The 23,200-nt window shown below is 65.5% G+C and carries 24 protein-coding genes; 17 read left to right on the top strand and 7 right to left on the bottom strand.

What is annotated here, in order from left to right; translation table 11 throughout:
• The first annotated feature begins 27 nt into the window (after positions 1-27).
• The 10 genes from ABGN05_RS10915 (at position 28) to ABGN05_RS10870 (ending at position 10,947) form a co-directional block, all read left to right on the top strand.
• The gene (locus ABGN05_RS10915) at positions 28-330 is read left to right on the top strand and encodes a hypothetical protein (RefSeq protein WP_367954036.1); all 303 of its coding nucleotides are present in this window, start codon (positions 28-30) and stop codon (positions 328-330) included.
• Positions 257-673 (top strand): PIN domain-containing protein, encoded by a 417-nt coding sequence (locus tag ABGN05_RS10910; RefSeq protein ID WP_367954035.1) that lies wholly within the window; start codon positions 257-259, stop codon positions 671-673. Before ABGN05_RS10915 ends, ABGN05_RS10910 begins: the two co-directional genes overlap by 74 nt.
• 26 nt (positions 674-699) lie before the next feature.
• Positions 700-1,602, top strand: a complete 903-nt coding sequence (gene sucD, locus ABGN05_RS10905; RefSeq protein WP_367954034.1) for a succinate--CoA ligase subunit alpha — start codon at positions 700-702, stop codon at positions 1,600-1,602.
• Between the two features lie 128 nt (positions 1,603-1,730).
• Entirely contained in the window at positions 1,731-4,718 is a 2,988-nt protein-coding gene (locus ABGN05_RS10900; protein WP_367954033.1) for a 2-oxoglutarate dehydrogenase E1 component, read from the top strand.
• Between the two features lie 39 nt (positions 4,719-4,757).
• Positions 4,758-6,050, top strand: coding sequence for a 2-oxoglutarate dehydrogenase complex dihydrolipoyllysine-residue succinyltransferase (odhB, locus tag ABGN05_RS10895; protein WP_367954032.1), 1,293 nt, complete (start codon positions 4,758-4,760; stop codon positions 6,048-6,050).
• A gap of 129 nt (positions 6,051-6,179) precedes the next feature.
• A complete protein-coding gene (locus ABGN05_RS10890; protein ID WP_367954031.1) occupies positions 6,180-6,797 on the top strand; it encodes a LysE family translocator in 618 nt (205 codons plus the stop codon).
• 96 nt (positions 6,798-6,893) lie between these two features.
• Complete coding sequence (locus ABGN05_RS10885; protein ID WP_367954030.1) at positions 6,894-7,316, top strand: MAPEG family protein; 423 nt, start codon at positions 6,894-6,896, stop codon at positions 7,314-7,316.
• Complete coding sequence (locus ABGN05_RS10880) at positions 7,313-7,846, top strand: hypothetical protein (protein ID WP_367954029.1); 534 nt, start codon at positions 7,313-7,315, stop codon at positions 7,844-7,846. Before ABGN05_RS10885 ends, ABGN05_RS10880 begins: the two co-directional genes overlap by 4 nt.
• A gap of 150 nt (positions 7,847-7,996) precedes the next feature.
• The gene (locus ABGN05_RS10875) at positions 7,997-9,295 is read left to right on the top strand and encodes an adenylosuccinate synthase (protein ID WP_367954028.1); all 1,299 of its coding nucleotides are present in this window, start codon (positions 7,997-7,999) and stop codon (positions 9,293-9,295) included.
• Positions 9,296-9,366: 71 nt separating this feature from the next.
• Complete coding sequence (locus tag ABGN05_RS10870; protein ID WP_367954027.1) at positions 9,367-10,947, top strand: hypothetical protein; 1,581 nt, start codon at positions 9,367-9,369, stop codon at positions 10,945-10,947.
• Between the two features lie 88 nt (positions 10,948-11,035).
• On the opposite strand, the gene rpoH is transcribed toward ABGN05_RS10870, so the two are convergent.
• Both rpoH and ABGN05_RS10860 read right to left on the bottom strand, forming a co-directional pair.
• On the bottom strand, positions 11,036-11,950 hold the full coding sequence (gene rpoH, locus ABGN05_RS10865; RefSeq protein ID WP_367954026.1) for an RNA polymerase sigma factor RpoH: 915 nt from the start codon (positions 11,948-11,950) through the stop codon (positions 11,036-11,038).
• A gap of 182 nt (positions 11,951-12,132) precedes the next feature.
• Positions 12,133-13,140 (bottom strand): RluA family pseudouridine synthase, encoded by a 1,008-nt coding sequence (locus ABGN05_RS10860; protein ID WP_367954025.1) that lies wholly within the window; start codon positions 13,138-13,140, stop codon positions 12,133-12,135.
• 56 nt (positions 13,141-13,196) lie between these two features.
• Between ABGN05_RS10860 and ABGN05_RS10855 the strand changes: the two genes are divergently transcribed.
• The 4 genes from ABGN05_RS10855 to ABGN05_RS10840 all read left to right on the top strand — a co-directional run bounded on the left by ABGN05_RS10855 (position 13,197) and on the right by ABGN05_RS10840 (position 15,114).
• Positions 13,197-13,583, top strand: coding sequence for a fimbrial protein (locus ABGN05_RS10855; RefSeq protein WP_367954024.1), 387 nt, complete (start codon positions 13,197-13,199; stop codon positions 13,581-13,583).
• Positions 13,580-13,978: a VOC family protein gene (locus ABGN05_RS10850; RefSeq protein ID WP_367954023.1), complete on the top strand. Its 399-nt coding sequence runs from the start codon at positions 13,580-13,582 to the stop codon at positions 13,976-13,978. Before ABGN05_RS10855 ends, ABGN05_RS10850 begins: the two co-directional genes overlap by 4 nt.
• A gap of 84 nt (positions 13,979-14,062) precedes the next feature.
• Entirely contained in the window at positions 14,063-14,812 is a 750-nt protein-coding gene (locus ABGN05_RS10845; RefSeq protein ID WP_367954022.1) for a YebC/PmpR family DNA-binding transcriptional regulator, read from the top strand.
• A complete protein-coding gene (locus ABGN05_RS10840; protein ID WP_367954021.1) occupies positions 14,809-15,114 on the top strand; it encodes an Rdx family protein in 306 nt (101 codons plus the stop codon). Before ABGN05_RS10845 ends, ABGN05_RS10840 begins: the two co-directional genes overlap by 4 nt.
• 3 nt (positions 15,115-15,117) lie before the next feature.
• Here ABGN05_RS10840 and ABGN05_RS10835 read toward each other — a convergent pair whose 3' ends face one another.
• Positions 15,118-15,837, bottom strand: a complete 720-nt coding sequence (locus tag ABGN05_RS10835; protein WP_367954020.1) for an SDR family NAD(P)-dependent oxidoreductase — start codon at positions 15,835-15,837, stop codon at positions 15,118-15,120.
• A gap of 73 nt (positions 15,838-15,910) precedes the next feature.
• Between ABGN05_RS10835 and ABGN05_RS10830 the strand changes: the two genes are divergently transcribed.
• Positions 15,911-16,489: a Crp/Fnr family transcriptional regulator gene (locus ABGN05_RS10830; protein WP_367954019.1), complete on the top strand. Its 579-nt coding sequence runs from the start codon at positions 15,911-15,913 to the stop codon at positions 16,487-16,489.
• 76 nt (positions 16,490-16,565) lie between these two features.
• Here ABGN05_RS10830 and rpmE read toward each other — a convergent pair whose 3' ends face one another.
• A complete protein-coding gene (gene rpmE / locus ABGN05_RS10825) occupies positions 16,566-16,787 on the bottom strand; it encodes a 50S ribosomal protein L31 (protein ID WP_367954018.1) in 222 nt (73 codons plus the stop codon).
• 197 nt (positions 16,788-16,984) lie between these two features.
• Between rpmE and ABGN05_RS10820 the strand changes: the two genes are divergently transcribed.
• The gene (locus ABGN05_RS10820) at positions 16,985-18,787 is read left to right on the top strand and encodes an ABC transporter transmembrane domain-containing protein (RefSeq protein WP_367954017.1); all 1,803 of its coding nucleotides are present in this window, start codon (positions 16,985-16,987) and stop codon (positions 18,785-18,787) included.
• Here the strand turns inward: ABGN05_RS10820 and ABGN05_RS10815 are convergent.
• The 3 genes from ABGN05_RS10815 to ABGN05_RS10805 are packed head-to-tail and all read right to left on the bottom strand — an operon-like array spanning position 18,768 to position 22,667.
• On the bottom strand, positions 18,768-19,823 hold the full coding sequence (locus ABGN05_RS10815) for a 2-dehydropantoate 2-reductase (protein WP_367954016.1): 1,056 nt from the start codon (positions 19,821-19,823) through the stop codon (positions 18,768-18,770). The genes ABGN05_RS10820 and ABGN05_RS10815 overlap by 20 nt on opposite strands.
• Positions 19,816-21,024 carry an amidohydrolase gene (locus ABGN05_RS10810; protein ID WP_367954015.1) on the bottom strand — a complete coding sequence of 403 codons (1,209 nt, stop codon included), beginning with the start codon at positions 21,022-21,024 and terminating at the stop codon, positions 19,816-19,818. Before ABGN05_RS10810 ends, ABGN05_RS10815 begins: the two co-directional genes overlap by 8 nt.
• Positions 21,021-22,667: an FAD-binding dehydrogenase gene (locus ABGN05_RS10805; protein ID WP_367954014.1), complete on the bottom strand. Its 1,647-nt coding sequence runs from the start codon at positions 22,665-22,667 to the stop codon at positions 21,021-21,023. The genes ABGN05_RS10810 and ABGN05_RS10805 overlap by 4 nt, the downstream gene beginning before the upstream one ends.
• A gap of 178 nt (positions 22,668-22,845) precedes the next feature.
• Here ABGN05_RS10805 and ABGN05_RS10800 point away from each other — a divergent pair, with 178 nt between their 5' ends.
• Positions 22,846-23,199 (top strand): DUF1304 domain-containing protein, encoded by a 354-nt coding sequence (locus tag ABGN05_RS10800; RefSeq protein WP_367954013.1) that lies wholly within the window; start codon positions 22,846-22,848, stop codon positions 23,197-23,199.
• Position 23,200 lies beyond the last annotated feature (1 nt).

Below are 23,200 nucleotides of genomic sequence, written 5' to 3'. Positions count from 1 at the left end.
ACCCTGTGGGATTATGTGGAGATGTCCATGAAGAACATCACGCTGGCCATTGACGAGGACCTTCTGGGAAAAGCCCGCGATCTTGCGGACAGACGCAAGACGTCGCTAAACGCGATGGTGCGCTCACTGCTGCAACACGAGGTGGAGCAGGAGGATCGTATCGCCTGGGCGCGCGAAGGCATGCGCAAGCTCATCGAGGAGAAACAGGCACGGGGGGGTAGCAGCCAGCCTTTCCAGTGGAGCCGCGACGAAAACTATGCCGAACGAGAAGATCGAATGCTTTCTCGACTCGAACGTCCTCCTCTACGCGGCTTCGGAGAGGAATCTTGATCCTCGCCGCTTCGATATCGCGCTCGGTCTCGTCCTTGGGACGCTTTTCGGAGTGTCGGGACAGAGCTTGGCCGAGTTCGCGAACGTGTCCCGCCGCAAGCGCCTGCTCGAAGATTCGGAAATCGACCGGTGGCTGGCGTTCCTCGGCACTTTCCCGTTCGTACCGGTGGACCAGACCTATGTCGCCGCCGGTCTCGCCTTGGCCCGCCGATATCAGCTCAAGTACTACGACGCCGCGCTGCTCGCCGCGGCCGATCGCCTCGGCGCGCCGATATTCTATACCGAAGACCTCAACCACAATCAGGTTTACGGCTCCGTGCGAGCCGTCAATCCTTTCCTTTGACAATTGAAGCGGGGACCGATCGCCTCATGTCCATACTCGTCGACAAAGACACCAAGGTGCTCGTTCAGGGCCTGACCGGCAAGACCGGCACCTTCCATACCGAACAGGCGCTCGCCTATCACGGGACCAAGATGGTCGGCGGAACGCATCCCAAGAAGGGCGGGGAAACCTGGACCGGATCGCGCGGCGAGACGCTGCCGATCTTCGCCTCGGTGGCCGAAGGCAAGGAGAAGACGGGGGCCAATGCTACCGTCATCTATGTGCCGCCGGCAGGCGCGGGCGCGGCGATCGTCGAGGCGATCGAGGCGGAGATTCCGCTGATCGTGTGCATCACCGAGGGCATTCCGGTGATGGATATGGTCAAGGTGAAGGCCAGGCTGGACCGCTCTTCGTCGAGGCTGATCGGGCCGAACTGTCCCGGCGTGCTTACGCCCGACGAGTGCAAGATCGGCATCATGCCGGGCAACATCTTCCGCAAGGGCTCGGTGGGCGTTGTCTCGCGTTCCGGAACCCTTACCTATGAGGCGGTGTTCCAGACCACGAACGCGGGCCTGGGCCAGACGACAGCTGTCGGCATCGGCGGCGACCCGGTAAAGGGAACGGAGTTCATCGACGTGCTGGAGATGTTCCTGGCGGACGACGAGACGCAGTCGATCATCATGATCGGCGAGATCGGCGGTTCGGCCGAAGAAGACGCCGCGCAGTTCCTGAAGGACGAGGCCAAGAAGGGCCGGAGCAAGCCGATGGCGGGTTTCATCGCCGGCCGTACCGCTCCTCCGGGACGCACGATGGGCCACGCGGGTGCGGTCATCTCGGGTGGCAAGGGCGGCGCCGAGGACAAGATCGCGGCCATGGAATCGGCCGGCATCCGGGTTTCGCCGTCTCCCGCCAGGCTCGGTCAGACGCTGCTTGAAGCCATCAAGGGCTGATATGGGTTTCCTGGCCGCGCCAGCGGCCGGTGCGTGAGGGACAGACGGGCGACGAGACCGCGAAACAGCGGCGAAGGAACGCCGCAATCACAAGGAGACGGAGCGCGGGCTCCGGCAAGGCACATAGAATGGCACGGCAGGATCAGGCCAACGACCGGTTTTCTCTCACATCGTTCCTCTACGGTGGCAACGCCAGCTACATCGAAGAACTCTACGCATCCTGGCAGGACGACGCCTCGTCGGTCACCGAGGAATGGCGGGATTTCTTCGGTGGGCTGAAGGATGAGGCGGATCTCGTCCGCAAGAATGCCCGCGGCGCCTCCTGGCAGCGGCCGAACTGGCCGCCCAAGGCGAACGGCGAACTGGTCTCGGCACTGGACGGCGACTGGGGCACGGTCGAAAAGCACTTCGACAAGCGCACACGTGAGAAGGCCGCGGCAAACGGCAAGGCCGTCGCCGAGGCGGACGTCCATCAAGCGACCCGCGATTCAGTGCGCGCCATCATGATGATCCGCGCCTACCGCATGCGCGGCCACCTTCACGCCAATCTCGATCCTCTCGGCATGGCCAAGCCGCAGGAGGACTACAACGAGCTTTCGCCGGAGAACTACGGCTTCACCGAGGCCGACTACGATCGCCCGATCTTCCTCGACAATGTGCTGGGCCTGGAGTTTGCCACGATCCGGCAGATGCTCGACATCCTGAAGCGGACGTACTGCTCCACCATCGGCGTCGAATTCATGCACATCTCCAACCCCGACGAGAAGGCCTGGATTCAGGAGCGCATCGAAGGTCCAGACAAGGGCATCGAGTTCACCGAGAACGGCAAGAAGGCGATTCTCCAGAAGCTGATAGAAGCCGAGGGCTTCGAGCAGTTCATCGATGTGAAGTACAAGGGCACCAAGCGCTTCGGCCTCGACGGCGGCGAGGCGCTCATCCCCGCGCTCGAACAGATCATCAAGCGCGGCGGGTCGATGGGGCTGAAGGAGATCGTGCTCGGCATGGCCCACCGCGGCCGCCTCAACGTGCTGTCGCAGGTGATGGGCAAGCCGCACCGGGCGATCTTCCACGAGTTCAAGGGCGGTTCGATAAACCCCGACGACGTCGAAGGCTCCGGCGACGTCAAGTACCATCTCGGCGCCTCGTCCGACCGCGAATTCGACGGCAACAAGGTGCACCTCTCGCTGACGGCGAACCCGTCGCACCTGGAGATCGTCAATCCGGTCGTCATGGGCAAGGCGCGTGCCAAGCAGGATCAGGTGTTCGGCCGCAAACGCGAGGAGGTCGTTCCGATCGAGGAGCGCTCCAGGGTCCTGCCGCTGCTGCTGCACGGCGACGCCGCCTTCGCCGGCCAGGGCGTCGTTGCGGAGTGCCTTGGCCTGTCTGGTCTGCGCGGGCACCGCGTCGGCGGCACACTGCATTTCATCATCAACAACCAGATCGGTTTCACCACTAATCCGCGCTTCTCGCGCTCCTCGCCCTATCCGTCGGATGTGGCGAAGATGATCGAGGCGCCGATTTTCCACGTGAACGGCGACGACCCGGAAGCGGTCGTCTACGCGGCCAAGGTCGCGACCGAATTCCGCATGATGTTCCACAAGCCGGTGGTCATCGACATGTTCTGCTACCGGCGCTACGGCCACAACGAGGGCGACGAGCCCTCGTTCACCCAACCGCTGATGTACAAGAAGATCCGCTCGCACCAGTCGACCGTGCAGATCTACGGCAAGCGGCTGGTCGATGCGAATTTGATCACCGAGGAGGAACTCGACCGGATGAAGGCGGGCTGGCGCGCGCATCTGGAAGCCGAGTTCGAATCCGGACAGGCCTACAAGCCCAACAAGGCGGATTGGCTCGACGGTGCCTGGTCGGGCCTGCGCAGCGCCGACAATCAGGACGAGCAGCGGCGCGGCAAGACGGCCGTGCCGATGAAGACGCTGAAGGAAATCGGCAAGAAACTGACGGAAGTCCCCAAGGAATTCGAACCGCACCGGACAATCGCGCGGTTCCTGGAGAACCGCCGGCAGGCGATCGAGGCGGGCGAAGGGATCGACTGGTCGACGGCGGAAGCGCTGGCCTTCGGCGCCATCCTGCTCGAAGGAAATCCGGTGCGGCTCTCCGGCCAGGATTCCGAGCGCGGTACCTTCTCGCAGCGCCACTCGGTCCTCTATGACCAGCGCGACGAGGGCCGTTACATTCCGCTCAACAATCTCGGGCCACAGCAGGCGAACTACGAGGTCATCAACTCGATGCTCTCGGAGGAGGCCGTGCTGGGCTTCGAATATGGCTATTCGCTCGCCGAACCGCGTGCGCTGACCTTATGGGAGGCTCAGTTCGGCGACTTCGCCAATGGCGCGCAGGTCGTGTTCGACCAGTTCATTTCGTCGGGCGAGCGCAAGTGGCTGCGCATGTCGGGCCTCGTGTGCCTGCTGCCGCACGGCTACGAGGGCCAGGGACCGGAACATTCGTCGGCGCGGCTGGAACGCTTCCTGCAGATGTGCGCGGAAGACAACATGCAGGTGGCGAACATCACCACGCCGGCCAACTATTTCCACAGCCTGCGCCGTCAGCTGAAGCGCGATTTCCGCAAGCCGCTGATCCTGATGACGCCGAAGTCGCTGCTGCGCCACAAGCGCGCGGTGTCGACGCTCTCGGAAATGTCGGGCGAGAGCTCCTTCCACCGCCTTCTCTGGGATGATGCCCAGCTACTCGCCGACCAGCCGATCAAGCTGGTCAAGGATTCGAAGATCCGCCGCGTCGTCATGTGCTCGGGCAAGGTCTACTACGACCTCTACGAGGAACGCGAGAAGCGTGGCATCGATGATGTTTATCTCCTGCGCGTCGAGCAGCTCTATCCCTTCCCGGCCAAGGCGCTGATCACGGAGTTGTCGCGCTTCCGCAACGCGGAGATGGTTTGGTGCCAGGAGGAGCCCAAGAACATGGGTGCCTGGGCCTTCATCGATCCCTACCTCGAATGGGTGCTTGCGCATATCGATGCCAAGCACCAGCGCGTACGATACACCGGCCGGCCCGCGGCGGCTTCACCCGCCACGGGCCTCATGTCCAAGCACCTGGCGCAACTCGAGGCATTCCTCGAGGACGCGCTCGGCGAATAGGCGATCCGCCAACCCTTCGAAGGCAACGGAAACGATATCATGGCTACCGAAATCCGCGTCCCCACGCTCGGCGAATCCGTAACCGAAGCCACGATAGGAAAGTGGTTCAAGAAGGTCGGCGACGCCGTGGCGCAGGACGAGCCGTTGCTCGAACTCGAGACCGACAAGGTCACGCTCGAAGTGCCGGCTCCTGCGGCAGGCACGCTGGGCGAGAGGACCGCCAAGGACGGCGAGACGGTGGGCGTCGGTGCGCTGCTCGGCATGATCGAGGAAGGCGCGGGATCGAAGCCTGCCTCCGCTCCCAAGGAGCCAAGGAAGGAAAAGGAAGCCGACTCGGAAAGGACCTCGATCGCGCAGGCTTCCGGCGACAGCGGCTCCGCCTCCCTCAAGGACGCCGAGGAGCGGACCGCGCAGATCGCCGGCGGAGCCCCGACCGAGCGCGACATGCCGCCCGCCCCGTCGGCCGCCAAGCTGATGGCCGAGAAGAACGTTTCCGCCGAGCAGTTGGAAGGCACCGGCAAACGCGGTCAGGTACTGAAGGGCGACGTTCTCGACGCAATCGCGCGCGGTGCCCCCTCGCAACCCTCCGAGACGCCCACGGCGCCCCGCGCCCCGGCGCCCGCCGAGGACGAGAACCGCGAAGAGCGCGTGAAGATGACGCGACTGCGCCAGACGATCGCGCGCCGGCTCAAGGACGCGCAGGCGACCGCCGCAATGCTGACCACCTTCAACGAGGTGGACATGAAGGCGGTGATGGACCTGCGGTCCAAATACAAGGACGTCTTCGAGAAGAAGCATGGGGTGAAGCTCGGCTTCATGGGCTTCTTCACCAAGGCGGTGACGCATGCGCTGAAGGAGATCCCGGCGGTCAACGCCGAGATCGACGGCACCGACATCATCTACAAGAACTATGCCCACATCGGCGTCGCCGTCGGCACCGACAAGGGTCTCGTCGTTCCGGTCGTGCGCGATGCCGACCAGATGTCGATCGCCGAGATCGAGAAGGAGATCGGTCGCCTGGGCGTTGCAGCGCGCGACGGCAAGCTTTCCATGGCCGATATGCAGGGCGGCACCTTCACCATCTCCAACGGCGGTGTCTACGGTTCTCTGATGTCGACGCCGATCCTCAACGCTCCGCAGTCGGGCATCCTGGGCATGCACAAGATCCAGGAGCGGCCGATGGTGGTCGGCGGCCAGATCGTCATCCGCCCTATGATGTATCTCGCGCTCAGCTACGACCACCGCATCGTCGACGGCAAGGAAGCCGTGACCTTCCTCGTGCGGGTAAAGGAAAGCCTGGAGGATCCGGAGCGTCTCGTTCTGGATCTGTAGGCCACAGGCAAAAGCGCGACCCTGAGGCCGAAGAACGGGCCGCGCTTCTCGCATAGACGGGGTGCGCTGTGTTAATGATTGTCGACAGAGGGCGAACGCATATACGGCTGACTTGAGGCAATCGATCCGATGACGGTGGAATTCCTGATTACCTCGCTCGTCGTCGTTCTCATCCCCGGGACCGGCGTCGTCTACACGGTCGCCACCGGCCTTTCGTCGGGCCGCGCCGCCAGCATCGCCGCTGCCTTCGGCTGCACGCTCGGCATCATTCCCGCAATCCTCGCCTCTGTCGCCGGTCTCGCGGCGATCCTGCATACGAGCGCCCTCCTGTTCCAGGCGTTGAAGTACGCGGGAGCGGCATACCTCCTCTATCTGGCCTGGCAGACGCTGCGGGATTCGGGCGCGCTGCAACTGTCGCCGCGCGAAGGTGCGCAAAGGCACTCCATGGCCGGCGTGATCCGGACCGGCTTCCTGATCAACATCCTCAATCCCAAACTGTCGGTCTTCTTCTTCGCCTTCCTGCCGCAGTTCATCCATCCCGGCGCGGTGTCCGCGGTGGCGCAGATGCTGACGCTGGGCGGCGTCTTCATGGCCATGACCTTCGCGGTTTTCGTCGTCTACGGGAGTTTCGCCGCGATGGTGGGCGAACGAATCCTGCGCAGCGAGACGGTGATGACCTGGATGCGCCGCACGGTCGCCCTTGCCTTCGCCGGCTTCGGACTGAGGCTGGCTCTGTCCGATCGCTGAGGCGAGTGATCCGCCATTGGAATCGTCATGCGGCGGGAGTAAACTGACCCGGCGGAACCGGACGATAGCGGCCGGTCTCTCGTGGGGAGGAATCACATGGAAACGGCAGCGGCTTCGGCCGAGATGACGGTTCTGGCCTGGAGCGTCATCCTACTTCTCGTGCATATCGTCGCCCAGACGCTCGCGCTGGCGAAGGATTGCGGGCTCGGCTACGCGATGTCGCCGCGCGACGAGGCGCGTCCCCTGTCGCATCTGACCGACCGGTTGACCCGCGGCCTGCGAAACTACGTCGAGACCTATGGAGCCTTCGTGGCACTCGCGCTGGCGCTGGCGGTCACGGGCAAGGCCGGCGGCTACGGAGCGACCGGCGCATGGATCTGGTTGATCGCGCGCGTGATCTACGTCCCCGTGTTCGCGGCCGGCATCCCGGTCCTGCGGACCGGTGTCTGGACCGTATCGATCATCGGCCTCCTGATGATGCTGGCGAAGCTGATGAGCGCCGGGATTCCGGCCGCTTGACGGAGCACGCGATCGGCCACACATCGCGGAGCGGCGCGACCATCCGCGTCTGCGTGACGGTCGCTGGCTGCCTGGCGGCGGCCGCCGCGTGGGCGGCTTGCCCCCAGGAACTCGCCGTCTATTCGGAACGCGAGAACTCCGCGTCGATCGAGTTCCGCCCGCCGCCGGCGGGGTCGGCCGTCCAGACGATGGAGTTTCGGACCGTGTTTTCGCAGAATGAAGTCGTTCTGGACGGAGTGGTGCTCTGGACCCAGGGCACTCCACGGCCGATGGGCATCGCCATGGACCAGTGCCCTGAAGGAGACGTCACGGGCGACGAACTCGCCGCCTGCACCGTTTGGCAGGGCGTGCTCTATTCGGTCGGGGGCGAAGGCGAGGTCGCCCTCCTCCCGGATGTAGGGGAGGACGCTGCGGAACAGATCCTCCTGCCCGATTTCGGGCCGGCCGTGCGCCATTCCCGTATATACGGAGCGGAAGGGGTGAGCATCGTTCCCTGGGACGTATTCCGCCTGAGCGGCTGCCAGGAATAGATGCCGCGCCTTTCGATCGTGAAAATCTGCCGGGAAGCCTATTTCCATCACCTCCTTCGCGAACATCGGGGTCGCACCGCAGACCGTGTGTCGCTATAGAGGCCTGTCTTTTTTCGCGGCGGTAGCCGGCTCAAGGAAGGAAATACCCATATGGCCAATGTTGTGGTCGTCGGCTCCCAATGGGGCGACGAGGGCAAGGGCAAGATCGTCGACTGGCTGTCGGAGCGCGCCGATCTCGTCGTCCGGTTCCAGGGCGGCCACAATGCCGGCCACACGCTGGTGGTCGACGGCAAGGTCTACAAGCTGTCGCTGCTTCCCTCCGGCGTGGTGCGCCCCGGGAAGCTCTCGGTAATCGGCAACGGCGTGGTATTCGATCCGCACGCGTTCGTCGCCGAAGTCGGACGATTGAAGGAACAGGGCGTAGACGTAACGCCCGAGCGCCTGAAAATCGCCGAAAACACCGCGTTGATACTGTCGCTGCACAGGGAACTCGACGGTTTTCGTGAGGACGCGGCATCGAACTCGGGAACGAAGATCGGAACCACCCGCAGGGGCATCGGACCGGCCTACGAGGACAAGGTCGGACGCAGGGCGATACGGGTCATGGATTTGGCGGACATGGAGTCACTGTCGGGCAAGGTCGACCGACTGCTGACGCATCACAATGCTCTGAGGCGCGGCCTCGGACATCCGGAAGTCTCCCACGAGGCGGCGATGGACGAACTGCGCGCGGTCGCCGACAAGGTGCTGCCCTACATGGACCGCGTCTGGAAGATCCTCGACGATGCGCGCCGGGCGGGCGACCGTATCCTGTTCGAAGGCGCGCAGGGAACCCTGCTCGACATCGACCACGGCACCTATCCGTTCGTCACTTCCTCCAATACCGTGTCGGGGCAGGCAGCGACCGGTTCCGGCGTGGGGCCGGGAACGATCGGCTACGTGCTGGGCATCACCAAGGCCTACACGACGCGCGTCGGCGAAGGCCCGTTCCCGACCGAGCAGGTGAACGAGATCGGCGAGTTCCTCGGCACGCGCGGCCACGAGTTCGGCGTCGTCACGGGGCGAAAACGCCGCTGCGGCTGGTTCGATGCCGTGCTCGTGCGGCAGGCCGTGGCGGTAAACGGCATAACCGGCATCGCGCTGACGAAGCTCGACGTGCTCGACGGGCTGGACGAGATCAAGGTCTGTACGGGCTACATGCTCGACGGCGAACCGATCGACTATCTGCCGGCGAGCCAGGGCGCCCAGGCGCGCGTCGAGCCGGTCTACCAGACACTGGAAGGCTGGAAGGGCACCACGCGAGGAGCGCGCAGCTGGAACGACCTTCCGGCGCAGGCCGTCAAGTATGTCCGCTACGTCGAGGAATTGATCGGGGCGCCCGTGGCGCTGCTTTCGACCAGTCCGGAGCGCGGGGACACGATACTTGTGACGGACCCGTTTCAAGACTAGTTTTGGCACCCCGGCGAGGCGACCTCCTCTTGGCATCCTCCGATCGGGAAAGGAATACAGGTCAACGTTAGATGGCGGATTTCGTAGCGGTTCTGAAGAAGACCATCGACGGTCTCGGGGAAACGACACCCGAAGTCCGCGAAAAGGTCTACAAGAAGGCGCGGGCGACGGTGGGCGCGAAGCTCGCGGCGCTGAACCCGCCGCCCCCGCCGGCCGTTGCGGATCGCCAGCGCAAGGCGCTCGAGGATGCGATCAGGCAGATCGAGGCCGAGTATTCGTCGACCGCGATCGCGCCTGTCGGCGACGACGATCCACTGGCCGAACTCGACGCGCTTTTCGCGGGATTGTCGAAGTCGAAATCACCGGCGTCCGCCCCGGCCGCGGCAGCCAGCGCGTCGTCCACGGCAATCGCAGCCGCGACGAAGCCGCAACAGGCGACCGCCGCCCCGAACGTCAATCCGTCCCCGCTGAAAGGCGCGGAACTGGTTCCGCCCGAGGGCGTCGAACTGCCGGAGGTGGACGACGACTTCCCCGCGCCGCATGGGGAGCGGTCCTACGCCGACCCGTCGGCGGATCTCGCCGAGCCGGGACATCATCCGCTTCCGGAGCCGGAGGATGTGCCACCTCCCCCCCGCCGCGAACGCTCCGGCCTGGTAAAGTGGCTTGCAGGTGCGGCCGCAGCGATCATCGTCTTCGGTGGGGCCGGCTATGCGATGTGGCTCAACCGGGACAGTTTCGCAGAACTGATCGGCGACAGCGAGCAGGTGGCGGCGGTCCAGCCGGCCGTTGACGCTGAACCGCTCCAGGAGCCGGCCGAGACTCCGGTCGAGAGCGAAACGGCGGCCGTCGAGGTCGCCGCCGCGCCGCCCGCCGAGGAAGTTCTCCCCGAAGAAACCGCCGCCCAGGAGGAGCTGCAGAAATACACCCAGCGTCTGAATCCCGACGGGAGCGAGATCGACCCGGGTCCCGCATCTGGCGAGGCATCGATTGGCGAGGGCACGTCCGTGGCGTCCGCGACGCAACCCGCCGGTGACACCGTCCCCGCCGCCGCGCAGGCGGCAGACACTCAAACGCCCGCGGCCGGAGAGACGGCCGTTCCGGTCGGGCAACGGGCGATCTTCTATGAGGAACGCACCAGCGTGGCGCAGGGATCGGCCGAACCCGGCTCGATTGTTTGGTCGCTCGTTCAGGAGTCCCCCGGCGGAGACCTGCCGCCAGAGCCGGCCATTCACGCCGAGGCGAGCATTCCGGGCAAGGACATCAAGCTGCGTATGACTATTCGCCGCAACGCCGACGACTCTTTGCCCGCAAGCCACATCGTGGAACTCATTTTCATCACGCCCGACAATTTCGACGGCGGCGCGATCGACAACGTGCTGCGCATGACGATGAAGCAGACGGAAGAGGCGGCGGGCAATCCGCTGCAGGGGATTCCCGCCAAGATCGCGGACGGCTTCTTCCTGATTGCGCTCAACGACGACAAGCCCGCGGCCGACGCGAACACCGCGCTGCTGCGCCGGCAGAACTGGATTGACGTCCCGATCGTCTACAAGTCCGGCCGGCGTGCACTGATCACCATGGAAAAGGGCATTCCCGGAGAGAAGGTGTTCGAGCAGGCGCTCACCGCGTGGCAGAACGCCTCCAGCGGCTGACCGTCAAGCTTTCACATCCGCAGTCTTTGCAAAAGAAAAACCCCGCCGATGAAGGCGGGGTCGGATTTCTCGCTTCTGCGCGTTCGGGTCAGGCGTGTGCGTCCGCCGACTCGATCGGCCGCAGCGCCTGGGCTTGTCGCTTGGCTTCGGCCTTGACGGCGTCCTGAACCTTCTCGAAGGCCCGTACCTCGATCTGGCGCACGCGCTCGCGGCTGATGTCGAACTCGCCCGACAGTTCCTCGAGCGTCAGAGGGTCCTCCGACAGGCGCCGCGCCTCGAAGATGCGCTTCTCGCGGTCGTTGAGGACCATGAGGGCGGACTTCAGAAGACCGCGCCGATTGTCGAGTTCGTCCTGCTCGACGAGCATGTCTTCCTGAGACTGGCTGTCGTCAACGAGCCAGTCCTGCCATTCGCCCGATTCGCCTTCCGTCGCGCGGATCGGCGCATTGAGCGAAGCATCGCCGGACAGCCGGCGGTTCATCGAGATCACCTCTTCTTCGCTGACGTTGAGCCGCGTGGCGATCTCGGTGATCTGTTCTGGCTTCAGGTCGCCTTCCTCGAGCGCCTGGATCTTGCCCTTCACCTTGCGCAGGTTGAAGAACAGGCGCTTCTGATTGGCGGTGGTGCCCATCTTCACGAGGCTCCACGAGCGCAGGATGTATTCCTGGATGGACGCCTTGATCCACCACATGGCGTACGTGGCGAGACGGAAACCGCGATCCGGTTCGAACTTCTTCACGGCCTGCATGAGGCCGACATTGCCTTCCGAGACGACTTCGCCGATCGGCAGGCCATAGCCGCGATAGCCCATCGCAATCTTCGCGACGAGACGAAGATGGCTGGTGACGAGTTTGTGCGCCGCATTGGTGTCGCCATGCTCGGCAAAACGCTTGGCGAGCATGTACTCTTCCTGCGGCTGCAGCATCGGGAATCGGCGGATCTCTTCCAGATAGCGTGAAAGACCGCCTTCACCGGAAACGATACTTGGTAGTGACTGGGCCATGATAGCACCCCTCCTTCTTGTCATGCGCCCCCGGGTCCCCCGGCGGGCGAACGGACGCGGCCGTGCATAGGACGCACCACGACCGAAGCTTCAATATAAGAACAATCAAGGCGATTTCACGGTATCTTACCGCCGGATACGATGTGTCACGCTCAAGTGAACAATCCGTGAACCTGTCGTCCTCAAACCCAACTGCGGAACGCCTGCAAAAGTTCCCCCATATCCGCGGGCGGGGGCGTCTCGAACCGCATGATCTCCGATGTCGCAGGATGGCGGAAGGCAAGCATTCGCGCATGCAGCGCCTGGCGTGGAAAATTCTTCGCCAGCGACCGCAGCGGCTCGGGCAGGCGGTTCGCCTTGGTACGGAACGCCAGTCCGTAATCATGGTCGCCGATGACCGGATGGCCGATATGGGCCATGTGCACCCGGATCTGGTGCGTGCGGCCGGTCTCGAGGCGGCATTCGACCAGTGCGGCGACTTCCTCGGCTTCGGGCGAGACGAACCGCTCCTCGATCCGGTAGTGCGTCACCGCGTGGCGGGCGTCGGGGCGCTGCGGGTTCACCACGGCCCGGCGGGTGCGGTCACGGCCCGAGCGGCCGAGATGCGTGTCCACCATCCCGCTGTCGCGGCGCGGAGCGCCCCAGACGAGTGCCGCGTAGGCACGTTCGAGCTCGCCGGCGGCGCCATGGTCGGCGAACGCCTCTGACAGAGCCCGATGCGCGGCGTCGGTCTTGGCGACCACCATGACGCCGCTCGTGTCTTTGTCCAGCCGGTGCACGATGCCGGGCCGCCGAACGCCGCCGATGCCGGAGAGCGATGCCCCGCAATGATGGATCAACGCGTTGACCAGCGTCCCGGTCCAGTTTCCCGCACCGGGATGGACGACGAGGCCGGGCGGCTTGTCGATGACGATCAGGTGGTCGTCCTCGAACAGCACGGCGAGTTCTATCTCTTCGCCCTGAGGCTCGGCCGGCTCCGGTTCGGGCTGGAGGAGTTCGATGCGCTCGCCCGCCGCGAGCTTGCGTTTCGGTTCCGTGACGGTCGATCCGCCGACTCTGACCGCTCCTTCGCGGATGAGCGCCTGCAGCCGGCTTCGCGACATGGCTTCGCCCATCCGGGCGGAGAGCCACTGGTCGAGGCGCTGGCCGACGGCGGTCTCGTCGGCGACGAGAACAGTGGTATCTTTCAATCCCGCATGGGCTTCGCTATCAGGGGCGCGCGACAGGGACCTGGCTCCGGGAAAACATGGTCAATCCGAACATGGACGACACAGAAGAAAAGCCGCTCGATCCGGCCGCCGAACGGGTGCGCAGGAAACTCGTGCGTTTCGTCGCGGTCAATCTCGGCATCCTGTTCGTGGCCGTTATGGCGGTGCTCGGCGCCGTTGTCTACAAGTCGGGGCTGATCGGCGGGAATGATGACGAACCGGTCGTCGCCGGTGCCCCCGGCGCGGTAGGGACGATCCTCGAGAACGGCGAAATCCCGCTTCCCTCAGGCGCCCGCCTCCTCTCGCAGGCGCTTTCCGGCAATCGCCTTTCGCTGCACGTGGAGATGGCGGACGGCGCGAGCGCGATCTTCCTCTACGATCTGGGCGAGGCACGCATGCTCGGCCGCTTCGCGATCGTCGAATGACCGGCCGCCGGATCGCTACCGTCAGTCTCCTCGTCCGCGATTATGACGAAGCGATCGAATGGTACCGCGACAGGCTCGGCTTCGACCTCGTCGAGGATACCGACCTCGGCGCGGGCAGGCGCTGGGTCGTCGTCGCGCCGGGCTCCGGCGGCGCGCGGCTTCTTCTAGCCGAGCCCGCGGACGACGCACAGGCCGCCAGGATCGGAGACCAGACCGGCGGCAGGGTCTTCCTTTTCCTGGAGACCGACGATTTCCGCCGCGACCATGCGCGGATGACGGTCAAGGGCGTGAGGTTCCGCGAAGCGCCGCGCGAGGAAGCCTACGGCACGGTCGCGGTGTTCGAGGACCTCTACGGAAATCTGTGGGATCTGCTGGAACCGCAGCCGCGCGGCTGATCGCATGGCGCGTCCTTCTGGATTTTCGCCCGCAAACTATCTATAAGCCCGCCAATTCAAGAAAAGACCGACGACAGGGGTGCCATGGCTGGCCATTCACAGTTCAAGAACATCATGCATCGCAAGGGGCGCCAGGACGCCGCGCGCTCCAAGATGTTTTCCAAGCTGGCGCGCGAGATCACCGTCGCCGCCAAGATGGGAACGCCCGATCCCGACATGAACCCGAGGCTGAGGCTTGCGGTGCAGGCGGCCAAGGCGCAGTCCATGCCCAAGGACAACATCCAGCGGGCGATCAACAAGGCCTCCGGCGGCGATACGGAGAACTACGAGGAAGTGCGCTACGAGGGCTATGGACCCGGCGGGGTGGCCGTCATCGTCGAGGCGCTGACCGACAACCGCAACCGCTCCGCTTCCAACGTGCGCGCCGCCTTCACCAAGGCCGGCGGCTCGCTGGGCGAGACCGGTTCCGTTTCCTTCATGTGGGACCGTGCCGGCGAGATCTACTATCCGGCATCGGCCGGCGACGCCGACAAAGTGATGGAAGCGGCCATCGACGCGGGTGCTCAGGACATCCAGTCCGACGAGGAAGGCCACACGATCTATTGCGGTTTCGAGGATCTCGGAGACGTGGCCAAGGCGTTGGAAGATGCTCTCGGCGAGGCCGACTCCGTCAAGACGATCTGGAAGCCGCAGAACACTATCCCGGTCGACGAGGAACGTGCCCAGTCGCTGATGAAGCTGATCGGCGTGCTCGAGGACGACGACGACGTGCAGAACGTCTACGCCAACTTCGAGGTCGACGACGAGACGATGGCCAGGCTCAGCGCGGCGTGAGTCCCGGACCCGCCGCGCGGCCGCGCATCGCCATTACCTACTGCACGCAGTGCCAGTGGCTTCTGCGCGCCGCCTGGATGGCGCAGGAACTGCTTTCGACCTTCGGCGCCGACATCGGCGAAGTAGCGCTGGTGCCCGGCACTGGCGGCGTCTTCGAGATCACCTGCAGCGGCGAGACGATCTGGGAACGCAAGCGCGACGGCGGCTTTCCCGAAGCCAAGGTGCTGAAGCAGAAGGTTCGCGACGTGGTGTGGCCCGAGCGGGATCTCGGACACTCGGATCGGCCCACGACAGGCTCCTGACCATCACGAACGCCGCATGATCACTCCTGCCAAGCGCGGCGAGAGCCGCGCCACCAGGCGCAGCGCCTTCGCCTTTCCGATCCAGACATGCCTGCGACGGCTCTCGATCGCTTCGGCGATGGCGACCGCGACGACGCCGGCATCGACCTTGGGAATGTCGCGGCCTGCCGTCATGGGCGTATCCACCACGGGAGGATAGACCGTGCAAACCGCGACCTCGGGGACCTGGTTGGACAGCGCGGCGCCGAAGTTTGCCAGCCCCGCCTTGGCCGCCGAGTAGACTGCGGCCGTGGACTTTGGCGCGAGGGCGAGCGCGCTCGCAACATTGACGACCATGCCGCGGTTCGCCGCAAGGCGCGGCAGCAGTCCCTTCGCCAGAAGGATGGGCGCGACGAGGTCGAGCGCGACCTCCCTCTCCACCGCGCAGTCCTCGTAGCCCGGCGCATCGAGGCGCTGGTCGACCTGCACGGCCGCGTTGTTAATCAGGACGTCGATCCCCGGATGGCTGTTCGCCAACCGGCCGCACAGTTCGCCGATCGCCCCGGTGTCGGTCAGATCAAATGGAACAGGGACAATCAGCGCGTTGACCTCCGCCAGTTCGCGCAGCTTCTTGTCGTCGCGGGCAAGGGCGAGCACCGTGTGCCCGGCTTGCGCCAGTACCAGCGCGAGCTCGCGCCCGATGCCCGAACTCGCTCCCGTCAGAAGGATGATGTGCCTTGCCATCGCGTGTCGCTCCTGTAACCCTCTCCTTCATAAGCGGCGGGAGCGCGCCGCGCGTTAACCGCGATCAACGGCGATGACGACAGCCAAGCGTGTATTCGAGGCTCTGGCCGGCGGACCATTGCCGGATTGGGGAACGTTCGAGCGCACCATCTCTGTGGTGCGCGCCGACGCCGGCAGCACGATCTTCGATCACGGAGACGAGGTGCACGACCTCTTCCTCGTCCGGTCCGGGCTGGTCAAGCTCGTCTACCTTCGGGTGGACGGGTCCGAGTGGATCAAGTCCTTCATCGAGGACGGCATGTCCTTCTCCAGCATCTCGAGCATCGCCGGCGTCGGGCCCGCGCCGTTCGGCGCCATGGCGATCGAGGACTGCGTCCTGGAGCGGCTTCCGATCGCCGCGATCCTGCGGCGCGCCGACGAAGACGCCGCTTGGTCCCGCGCGGTCCGCAATGCGCTTGTCGATTTCGCGCTACGCAAGGAGGAGCGCGAATGCGTCTTCCTGACGATGAAACCGCCCGAACGCTATCGCCACCTGAAGACGACTCGCCCGGGTCTCCTCGGGCGTGTGCCGCAAAAGGATCTGGCGGCTTTCCTCGGCGTCACGCCAGTCGGCCTGAGCCGCATCGCCGGCCGGATAAAGACCAGGCCTTGAAGGCGCGCCCGGCCACCAACGCAAAAACCCCGCCGAAGCGGGGTTTCCAAAGAAGCTCGAAGCTATCGCCGGCGGCTCAGATGCCGAGATTGGCAAACTTGTTCTTGAACTTGGTCAGGCGGCCGCCGCGGTCGAGCAGGGTCTGCTGTCCGCCGGTCCAGGCCGGATGGGTGCGCGGGTCGATGTCGAGGTTCATCGTGTCGCCTTCCTTGCCCCAGGTGGACCGGGTGAAGTACTCGGAACCGTCGGTCATCACGACCTTGATGGTGTGGTAGTCGGGGTGGATCTTCTCTTTCATCGCTCTGGTCCTGGTCTTTGGGGTCACGGCAGGCCGGCGCCTGCGGCAATCTCGCCCTATTCAAAGGTTGAAGCCGCGGCCGGCGAGGGCTACGGCTTCAAAAATCGTCGGCGTGCCTATACATCAGCCGAAACCGGAGCACAAGACCGCACCCGTGCCACGCGCGGACAGCGGCCGGACAGGAAGCGAGGAACGCCATGGCGGAGACGACGAGCGACGAAGAACGACGCCGGCGCTCGCTGAAGCCGCTGCGCAAGGTCTTCCCCTATCTGCTGCGGTACAAGCGCCTCGTCGCGGGCGCCCTCGTTTTTCTGACACTCGCCGCGGCCACCACGCTTACCTTGCCGCTCGCGGTGCGGCGCATGGTCGACCACGGCTTCTCGACCTCGGATTCCACCTTCATCGCGAACTATTTCTCGATGCTGATCGTCATCGTGGCGATGCTCGCGCTGGCCTCGGCCTGCCGCTACTATTTCGTCATCTCACTCGGCGAGCGCATCGTGGCCGATATCCGTCGCGACGTCTTCGAGCACGTGACGCGGCTTTCCCCCGGCTTTTTCGACAAGGTCCAGTCGGGTGAGATCGTCTCCCGCCTGACGGCCGACACCACGCAGATCAAATCTGCCGTCGGCGCGACGGCATCGCTCGCGCTGCGCAACACCATCCTCGGCATCGGCGCGGTGGGCATGATGGTGGTCACCAGCCCGAAGCTGTCGTTGCTCGTCATCGGCGCGATCCCGATCATCATCGTGCCGCTCATCGCCTTCGGCCGCTCGGTGCGGCGGCGGTCCCGGCTCGCGCAGGACATGCTGGCCGAGGCGACGGCCTATGCAAGCGAGCAGATCGGCTCGGTGCGCACGCTGCAGGCTTTCACCAACGAACGACTGGTCTCGTCGAAATTCGCGAAGGCGGTCGAGACGGCCTTCAATGCCGCGCAGGCCTCCATCTTCGCGCGCTCCTTTCTCACCTTCTTCGCCATCTTCATGATCTTCTCCTCGGTCGTGGCGGTGCTCTGGTTCGGCTCGCGCGACGTGCTGACCGGGGCAATGACGCCCGGCACACTGGGCCAGTTCCTGCTTTACGCCGTCTTTGCCGCCGGCGCGCTCGGAGCGCTTTCGGAGGTCTGGGGCGAGTTGAGCCAGGCGGCCGGCGCGGCCGAACGCCTGACGGAACTTCTGGCCGAACAACCCGCGGTCGCCGCACCCGCCGTGCCGGTGCCAATGCCCGCCAACGGGGCCGGGTCGGTCGAGTTCCGCGACGTGGTCTTCGCCTATCCGACCAACCCGGACCGTTCGGCCCTGCACGGACTCTCCTTCGAAGCCAGGCCCGGCGAAACGATCGCCATTGTCGGCCCATCCGGTTCCGGCAAGAGCACGATCTTTTCGCTGCTGCTGCGCTTCTACGATCCCCAAGGCGGCGAAGTGCTGATCGACGGCATCGACCTCTCGCGTGCGGATCCGCTGGACGCACGCTCGCGCATCGCGCTCGTCCCGCAGGACCTGACGATCTTCGCCGCCACCGTTCGCGACAATATCGCCTTCGGCCGTCCCGATGCCACGGACGAGGAGATACGGGCCGCAGCAAGGGATGCGCTGGCAGACGAGTTCATCGAAGCGCTGGAACTCGGCTACGACACGCCGGTCGGCGAACGCGGCGTCACACTCTCGGGCGGCCAACGCCAGCGCCTCGCGATCGCCCGCGCAATCCTGCGCGACGCGCCGATCCTGCTACTCGACGAGGCCACGTCAGCACTCGACGCGCAGAGCGAGAGGCTGGTTCAGGTGGCGCTCGAGCGCCTGATGGAGGGTCGAACGACCATCGTGATCGCGCACCGCCTCGCCACCGTGCTCAAGGCCAACCGCATCCTCGTCCTGGAGGGTGGGCGGATCGTCGAGGAAGGCACGCACCAGAGCCTGGTTACGCAGGACGGCATCTATGCGCGGCTGGCGAAACTGCAGTTCGAGACCGGCGCCGACGCCTTCAGGAAGGCGGCGGAGTAGCTTTCACGTCGTCCCGCGCATCAGCCAGGCGTCGTGCCACTTCTTCCGGCGTCCGGCTACCTCCACCCTTTTCGCGGTCCGCGACCATCGCGATGATCGCCTCCGCCATCGGCGCCTTCATTCCCTGGGTGGCCGCCAGCCGCACGACGGCGCCCTGAAGAAACTCCGCCTCCGTCTTGCGTCCCGCAGCCAGATCCTCGGCCATCGAAGAGGTGGCCTGCGGGTCGATCGCCAGCATGCGCCGGGCCACGATGCCGAACAGGACGTCCGGCAGGCGCAGGATGTGCGGGATCATGGCCGGGCTCACACCCTCGATACGCGGCAGCGCCAGGCCGGCGCGGCGCGTGACGGCTAGCGCCTCCGTCATCTGCCGGGCGAGAAGCAGGCGCCAGCGGCGCTGCGACAGTTCTTCGCGCAGCGACAGGCCCGACAGGGCGTTGAGCGCATTGTTCAGGTTGAGGATGAGTTTCGACCAGGCGAGTCCCGCCATGTCGGGATGGGCACGACACTGCAAACCGTCCACGTCGAGCAGCGTCCGCAGTTTCTCGTGTCCCTCCTCGATGGTGACCGCCCCGCTGGTGGAGCGGTGGAAGCGCGGCGCCACGCCGTCCGGCAGGCTCTGGGCGACGTTGAACGGAACCATGCCCGCCACCATCGCGCGACCGGCGAGTTCCGAGCGGAGCAGGGGCACGTTGTCGACGCCGTTCTGAAGGCTGACCACGATCGCGCCCGGCGGCGCATGGCGGGAGATCAGTCGCGCCATCTCCCGTGTGTCGCCGCTCTTGACCGTGACCAGGATCACGCCGGCATCGCCAAAAGCCTCGGCTGGATCGGTGGAAAGGTCGAGCCGGCCGGGCGGGAGCGAGCGGTCGCGCCCGTCCAGGTCGGTCAGCCGCAGGCCGAACTCCCGCAAGCGATCGCCAAGGCGGGGGCGAAGCAGCAGGCGCACCTTGCGGTCCGCAAGCGCAAGCGAACCGCCGACGAAGCAGCCTATGCTGCCGGCGCCGGCAACGACGATGCGGACTTGGTCATCCATTCCCGTTCGACGATTGCGGCGCGTCGAGCAGGTTCGCCACCGTGCGCATGAAGATGCGAGCGCCGATCGGGATCAGGTCGTCGGGAAAGTCGTAGTCGGGATTGTGCAATTGCGGCGTGTTCTCGCCGCTGCCGAGGAAGAGCATGGCCGACTTCGCGCCGTGGCCGAACCGCCCGAAATCCTCGGAAGCGCGCATCGGCAGTTCGCGATCGTCGTGGACGATGCCTTCGACGTCCATGGCGGCGCGAAGGTGCGCGGTCGCGTCGGCGTCGTTGAGGCTCGCCACGAAGATCTCGTGATAGTCGACCGAGTGCCTAAGCCCGCCGGCTTTCGCCTCCTCCCGGACGAGCCCTTCAGCCGCGGCGACGAGATCCTCCATGCGTTCGTCGAGCCGCGTGCGCAGCGTCGCCCAGACCTCGGCCCGGCCAGGCGCGATGCCGAAGACCCGTTCGCCCATCTCGGTATGCGTGATCGTGACCAGGGCAAAATCATCGCTGTCGAAACGACCGGCGGAAAGGCCGGTCAGGGCCGGCATCAGGCGGCTGACCGCCATCATCGGCGAGGTGCCGGTCTCCGGCATCGAGGAATGGGAGGTCTTGCCGTCGAGCACGATGCGCATGCCGCGCGAGGCACAGTTGACCACACCCTCCTTCAGCCGCACATGGCCGAGCGGCGTACCCGGCAGATTGTGCAGGGAGAAGGCGAAGTCCGGCGCGATCGTCGGATAGCGCGGATCGGCGATGACCCCCGCCGCCCCCGCGCCGGTCTCCTCGGCCGGCTGGAACATCAGCACCACGCGCCCCCGCGCCGGGCGCCTGCGGCCGAGCTGGCGCGCCATGGCGGCGAGGATCGTCGTATGGCCTTCGTGGCCGCACATGTGCGACTTGCCCGGCACCTGCGAGCGGTGAGGAGCGGTGGAGATTTCCTCGATCGGCAGCGCGTCGAGTTCGGAGCGGAACAGCAGGGTCGGGCCGGGAACGCCGCTGTCGTAGACCGCCGCGACGCCGTGGCCACCCATGCCGGTCAGCACCTCGTCCGGCCCCGTCGGGGTGAGGAAGTCGACCACCTCGAGAGCGGTCTTTTCCTCCTCGCCTGAAATCTCCGGCTGCTGGTGGAGCTTGCGCCGCCAGGCGACGAGTTCTGCGATGTCGGAGTTGGTCAGGCCGTGCTGCATGGTGCTCGCTTCATTGCTGGACGTCATCGCGCCGCGTGGCGGCCCGCGTTCCTGCCGGAGAAGATGCAGCCGCCGAGGAAGGTTCCCTCCAGCGCGTTGTAGCCGTGGTAGCCGCCCCCGCCGAAGCCCGCAACCTCGCCGGCCGCGTAGAGGCCGTCGATCGGTTCGCCGCCGGCGTCCAGCACCTGGCTGTCGAGATTGGTGTGGATGCCGCCCAGCGTCTTGCGGGTGAGGATGTTCAGCCGGACCGCGATCAGCGGCCCGTTCGCCGGGTCGAGGATCCTGTGCGGTGCTGCCGTCCGGATCAGCTTGTCGCCGAGATAGTTGCGCGCGCCGCGGATGGCGGTGATTTGCGCGTCCTTGGAAAACGGGTTGGCGATCTCGCGGTCCCGCGCTTCGATCTGCATCCTGAGCCGGTCGTGATCGATGAAAGCTTCGCCGGTCAGCGCGTTCATTGCGTCGACAAGTTCGCGCAGGTCGTTTCGGACGATGAAATCCTCGCCCTTCTCCTTGAAGGCCTCGACCGGCGGCGGAGCGGAGGCGCCGCGCCGGTTCTTCATGACTGCGCGCCAGCTCTTGGACGTGAAATCCGGGTTCTGCTCGGAGCCGGAGAGGGCAAACTCCTTCTTGATGATCTTCTGTGTCAACACGAACCACGACCAGTCGTGGCCGGTCGCAAGAATATGCTTGAGCGTCGAGAGCGTGTCGAAGCCCGGCAGGCATGGCGCCGGCAGCCGCTCCCCGCGCGCGTCGAACCACATCGACGACGGACCCGGCAGGATGCGGATGCCGTGGTTCGGCCAGATCGGATCCCAGTTCTTGACGCCCTCGGTGTAGTGCCACATGCGGTCGGCATTGATGACCGCGGCGCCCGCCTCCTGCAAAACGGCGATCATGCGGCCGTCGACGTGATGCGGCACGCCGGCCACCATCGTCTTCGGCGGTGGCCCGAGGCGCTCGACCGGCCAGGACTTGCGCACGAGGTCGAGATCTCCGCCGATACCGCCGGAGGTAACGATCACAACGCCTGCGGACAGTTCGAAACCGCCGATCACCTCTCGCCCGGATTTTTGGCCGCGCTGGACGGTGGAAGGCTCGAGGATGTCGCCCGCGACGCCAGATATGCTCCCGCTCGTTCGCAGGACGCGGCTTGCCCGGTGGCGGAACCTGAGCGCGATGCGCCCGCCGTCGACATGTTCGCGCACCCGCCGCACGAACGGTTCGATCACGCCCGGACCGGTGCCCCAGGTGATGTGGAAGCGGGGTACGGAATTTCCGTGGCCGTGCGCGTGTCCGCCGCCGCGTTCCGCCCAACCGACGACGGGAAACCAGCGCATGCCCATGCCATGAAGCCACGGCCGCATCTCGCCGGCGGCGAAGTCGATATAGGCTTCAGCCACCTTCCTCGGCCAGTGGTCTTGCGGGCGGTCGAACTGTGCGGAGCCCATCCAGTCCTGGAGCGCAAGGTCCCGGCTGTCCCTGATCCTCAGGCGCCGCTGCTCTGGACTGTCGACGAAGAACAGTCCGCCGAGCGACCAGAACGCCTGCCCGCCGAGCGAGTTCTCGCCTTCTTGCTCAAGAATGACGACCTTCCTGCCCCTGTCTGCCAGTTCGCACGCCGCGACCAGCCCGGCCAGTCCGCCCCCGACGATGATTGCATCCGCGTCCATGACAAACCCTCCGAGGCCGATCCAAGCCGATGGCGGTTGGCAACGCAAGAGAGAGCAGACGGACGACCGCGGCATACGGGGCCAAGCCACGCGTATTAGAGCCCTGCCCCCGGGCGACCCCGCTTGACGCCACCATAAGGGAGGCGTCATCTACGATCATTGACCGGGGTGCACGACATTGCTTGCAACGATCCTGATCGCGCTGGTGGCGGCGCTGCACGTCTACTTCATGTATCTGGAAATGATCGCTTGGGACACGCCTGCCGGGCGAAAGGTCTTCGGCACGACGCCCGAGTTCTCCGCGGCTTCGAAGGCCTTGGCGATGAGCCAGGGGCTTTACAATGGCTTTCTCGTCGCCGGCCTCGTCTGGGGCCTGTGGCTCGGCACGGAAGGTTTCGCGATCAAGGTCTTCTTTCTCGGTTGCGTGATCGTGGCGGGCCTGTTCGGCGCCGCCACGGTGTCGCGGAAAGTCCTCTACGTGCAGGCCCTGCCGGCAATCCTGGCGCTGGCGGCGCTGGTCATGGGCTGGTGAG

It is taken from the genome of Aquibium pacificum (assembly GCF_040839445.1).
Classification (GTDB): domain Bacteria; phylum Pseudomonadota; class Alphaproteobacteria; order Rhizobiales; family Rhizobiaceae; genus Aquibium; species Aquibium pacificus.
The sequence above is the reverse complement of the archived record's forward strand: the minus strand, read 5'-3'. Positions and strand labels throughout refer to the sequence as shown.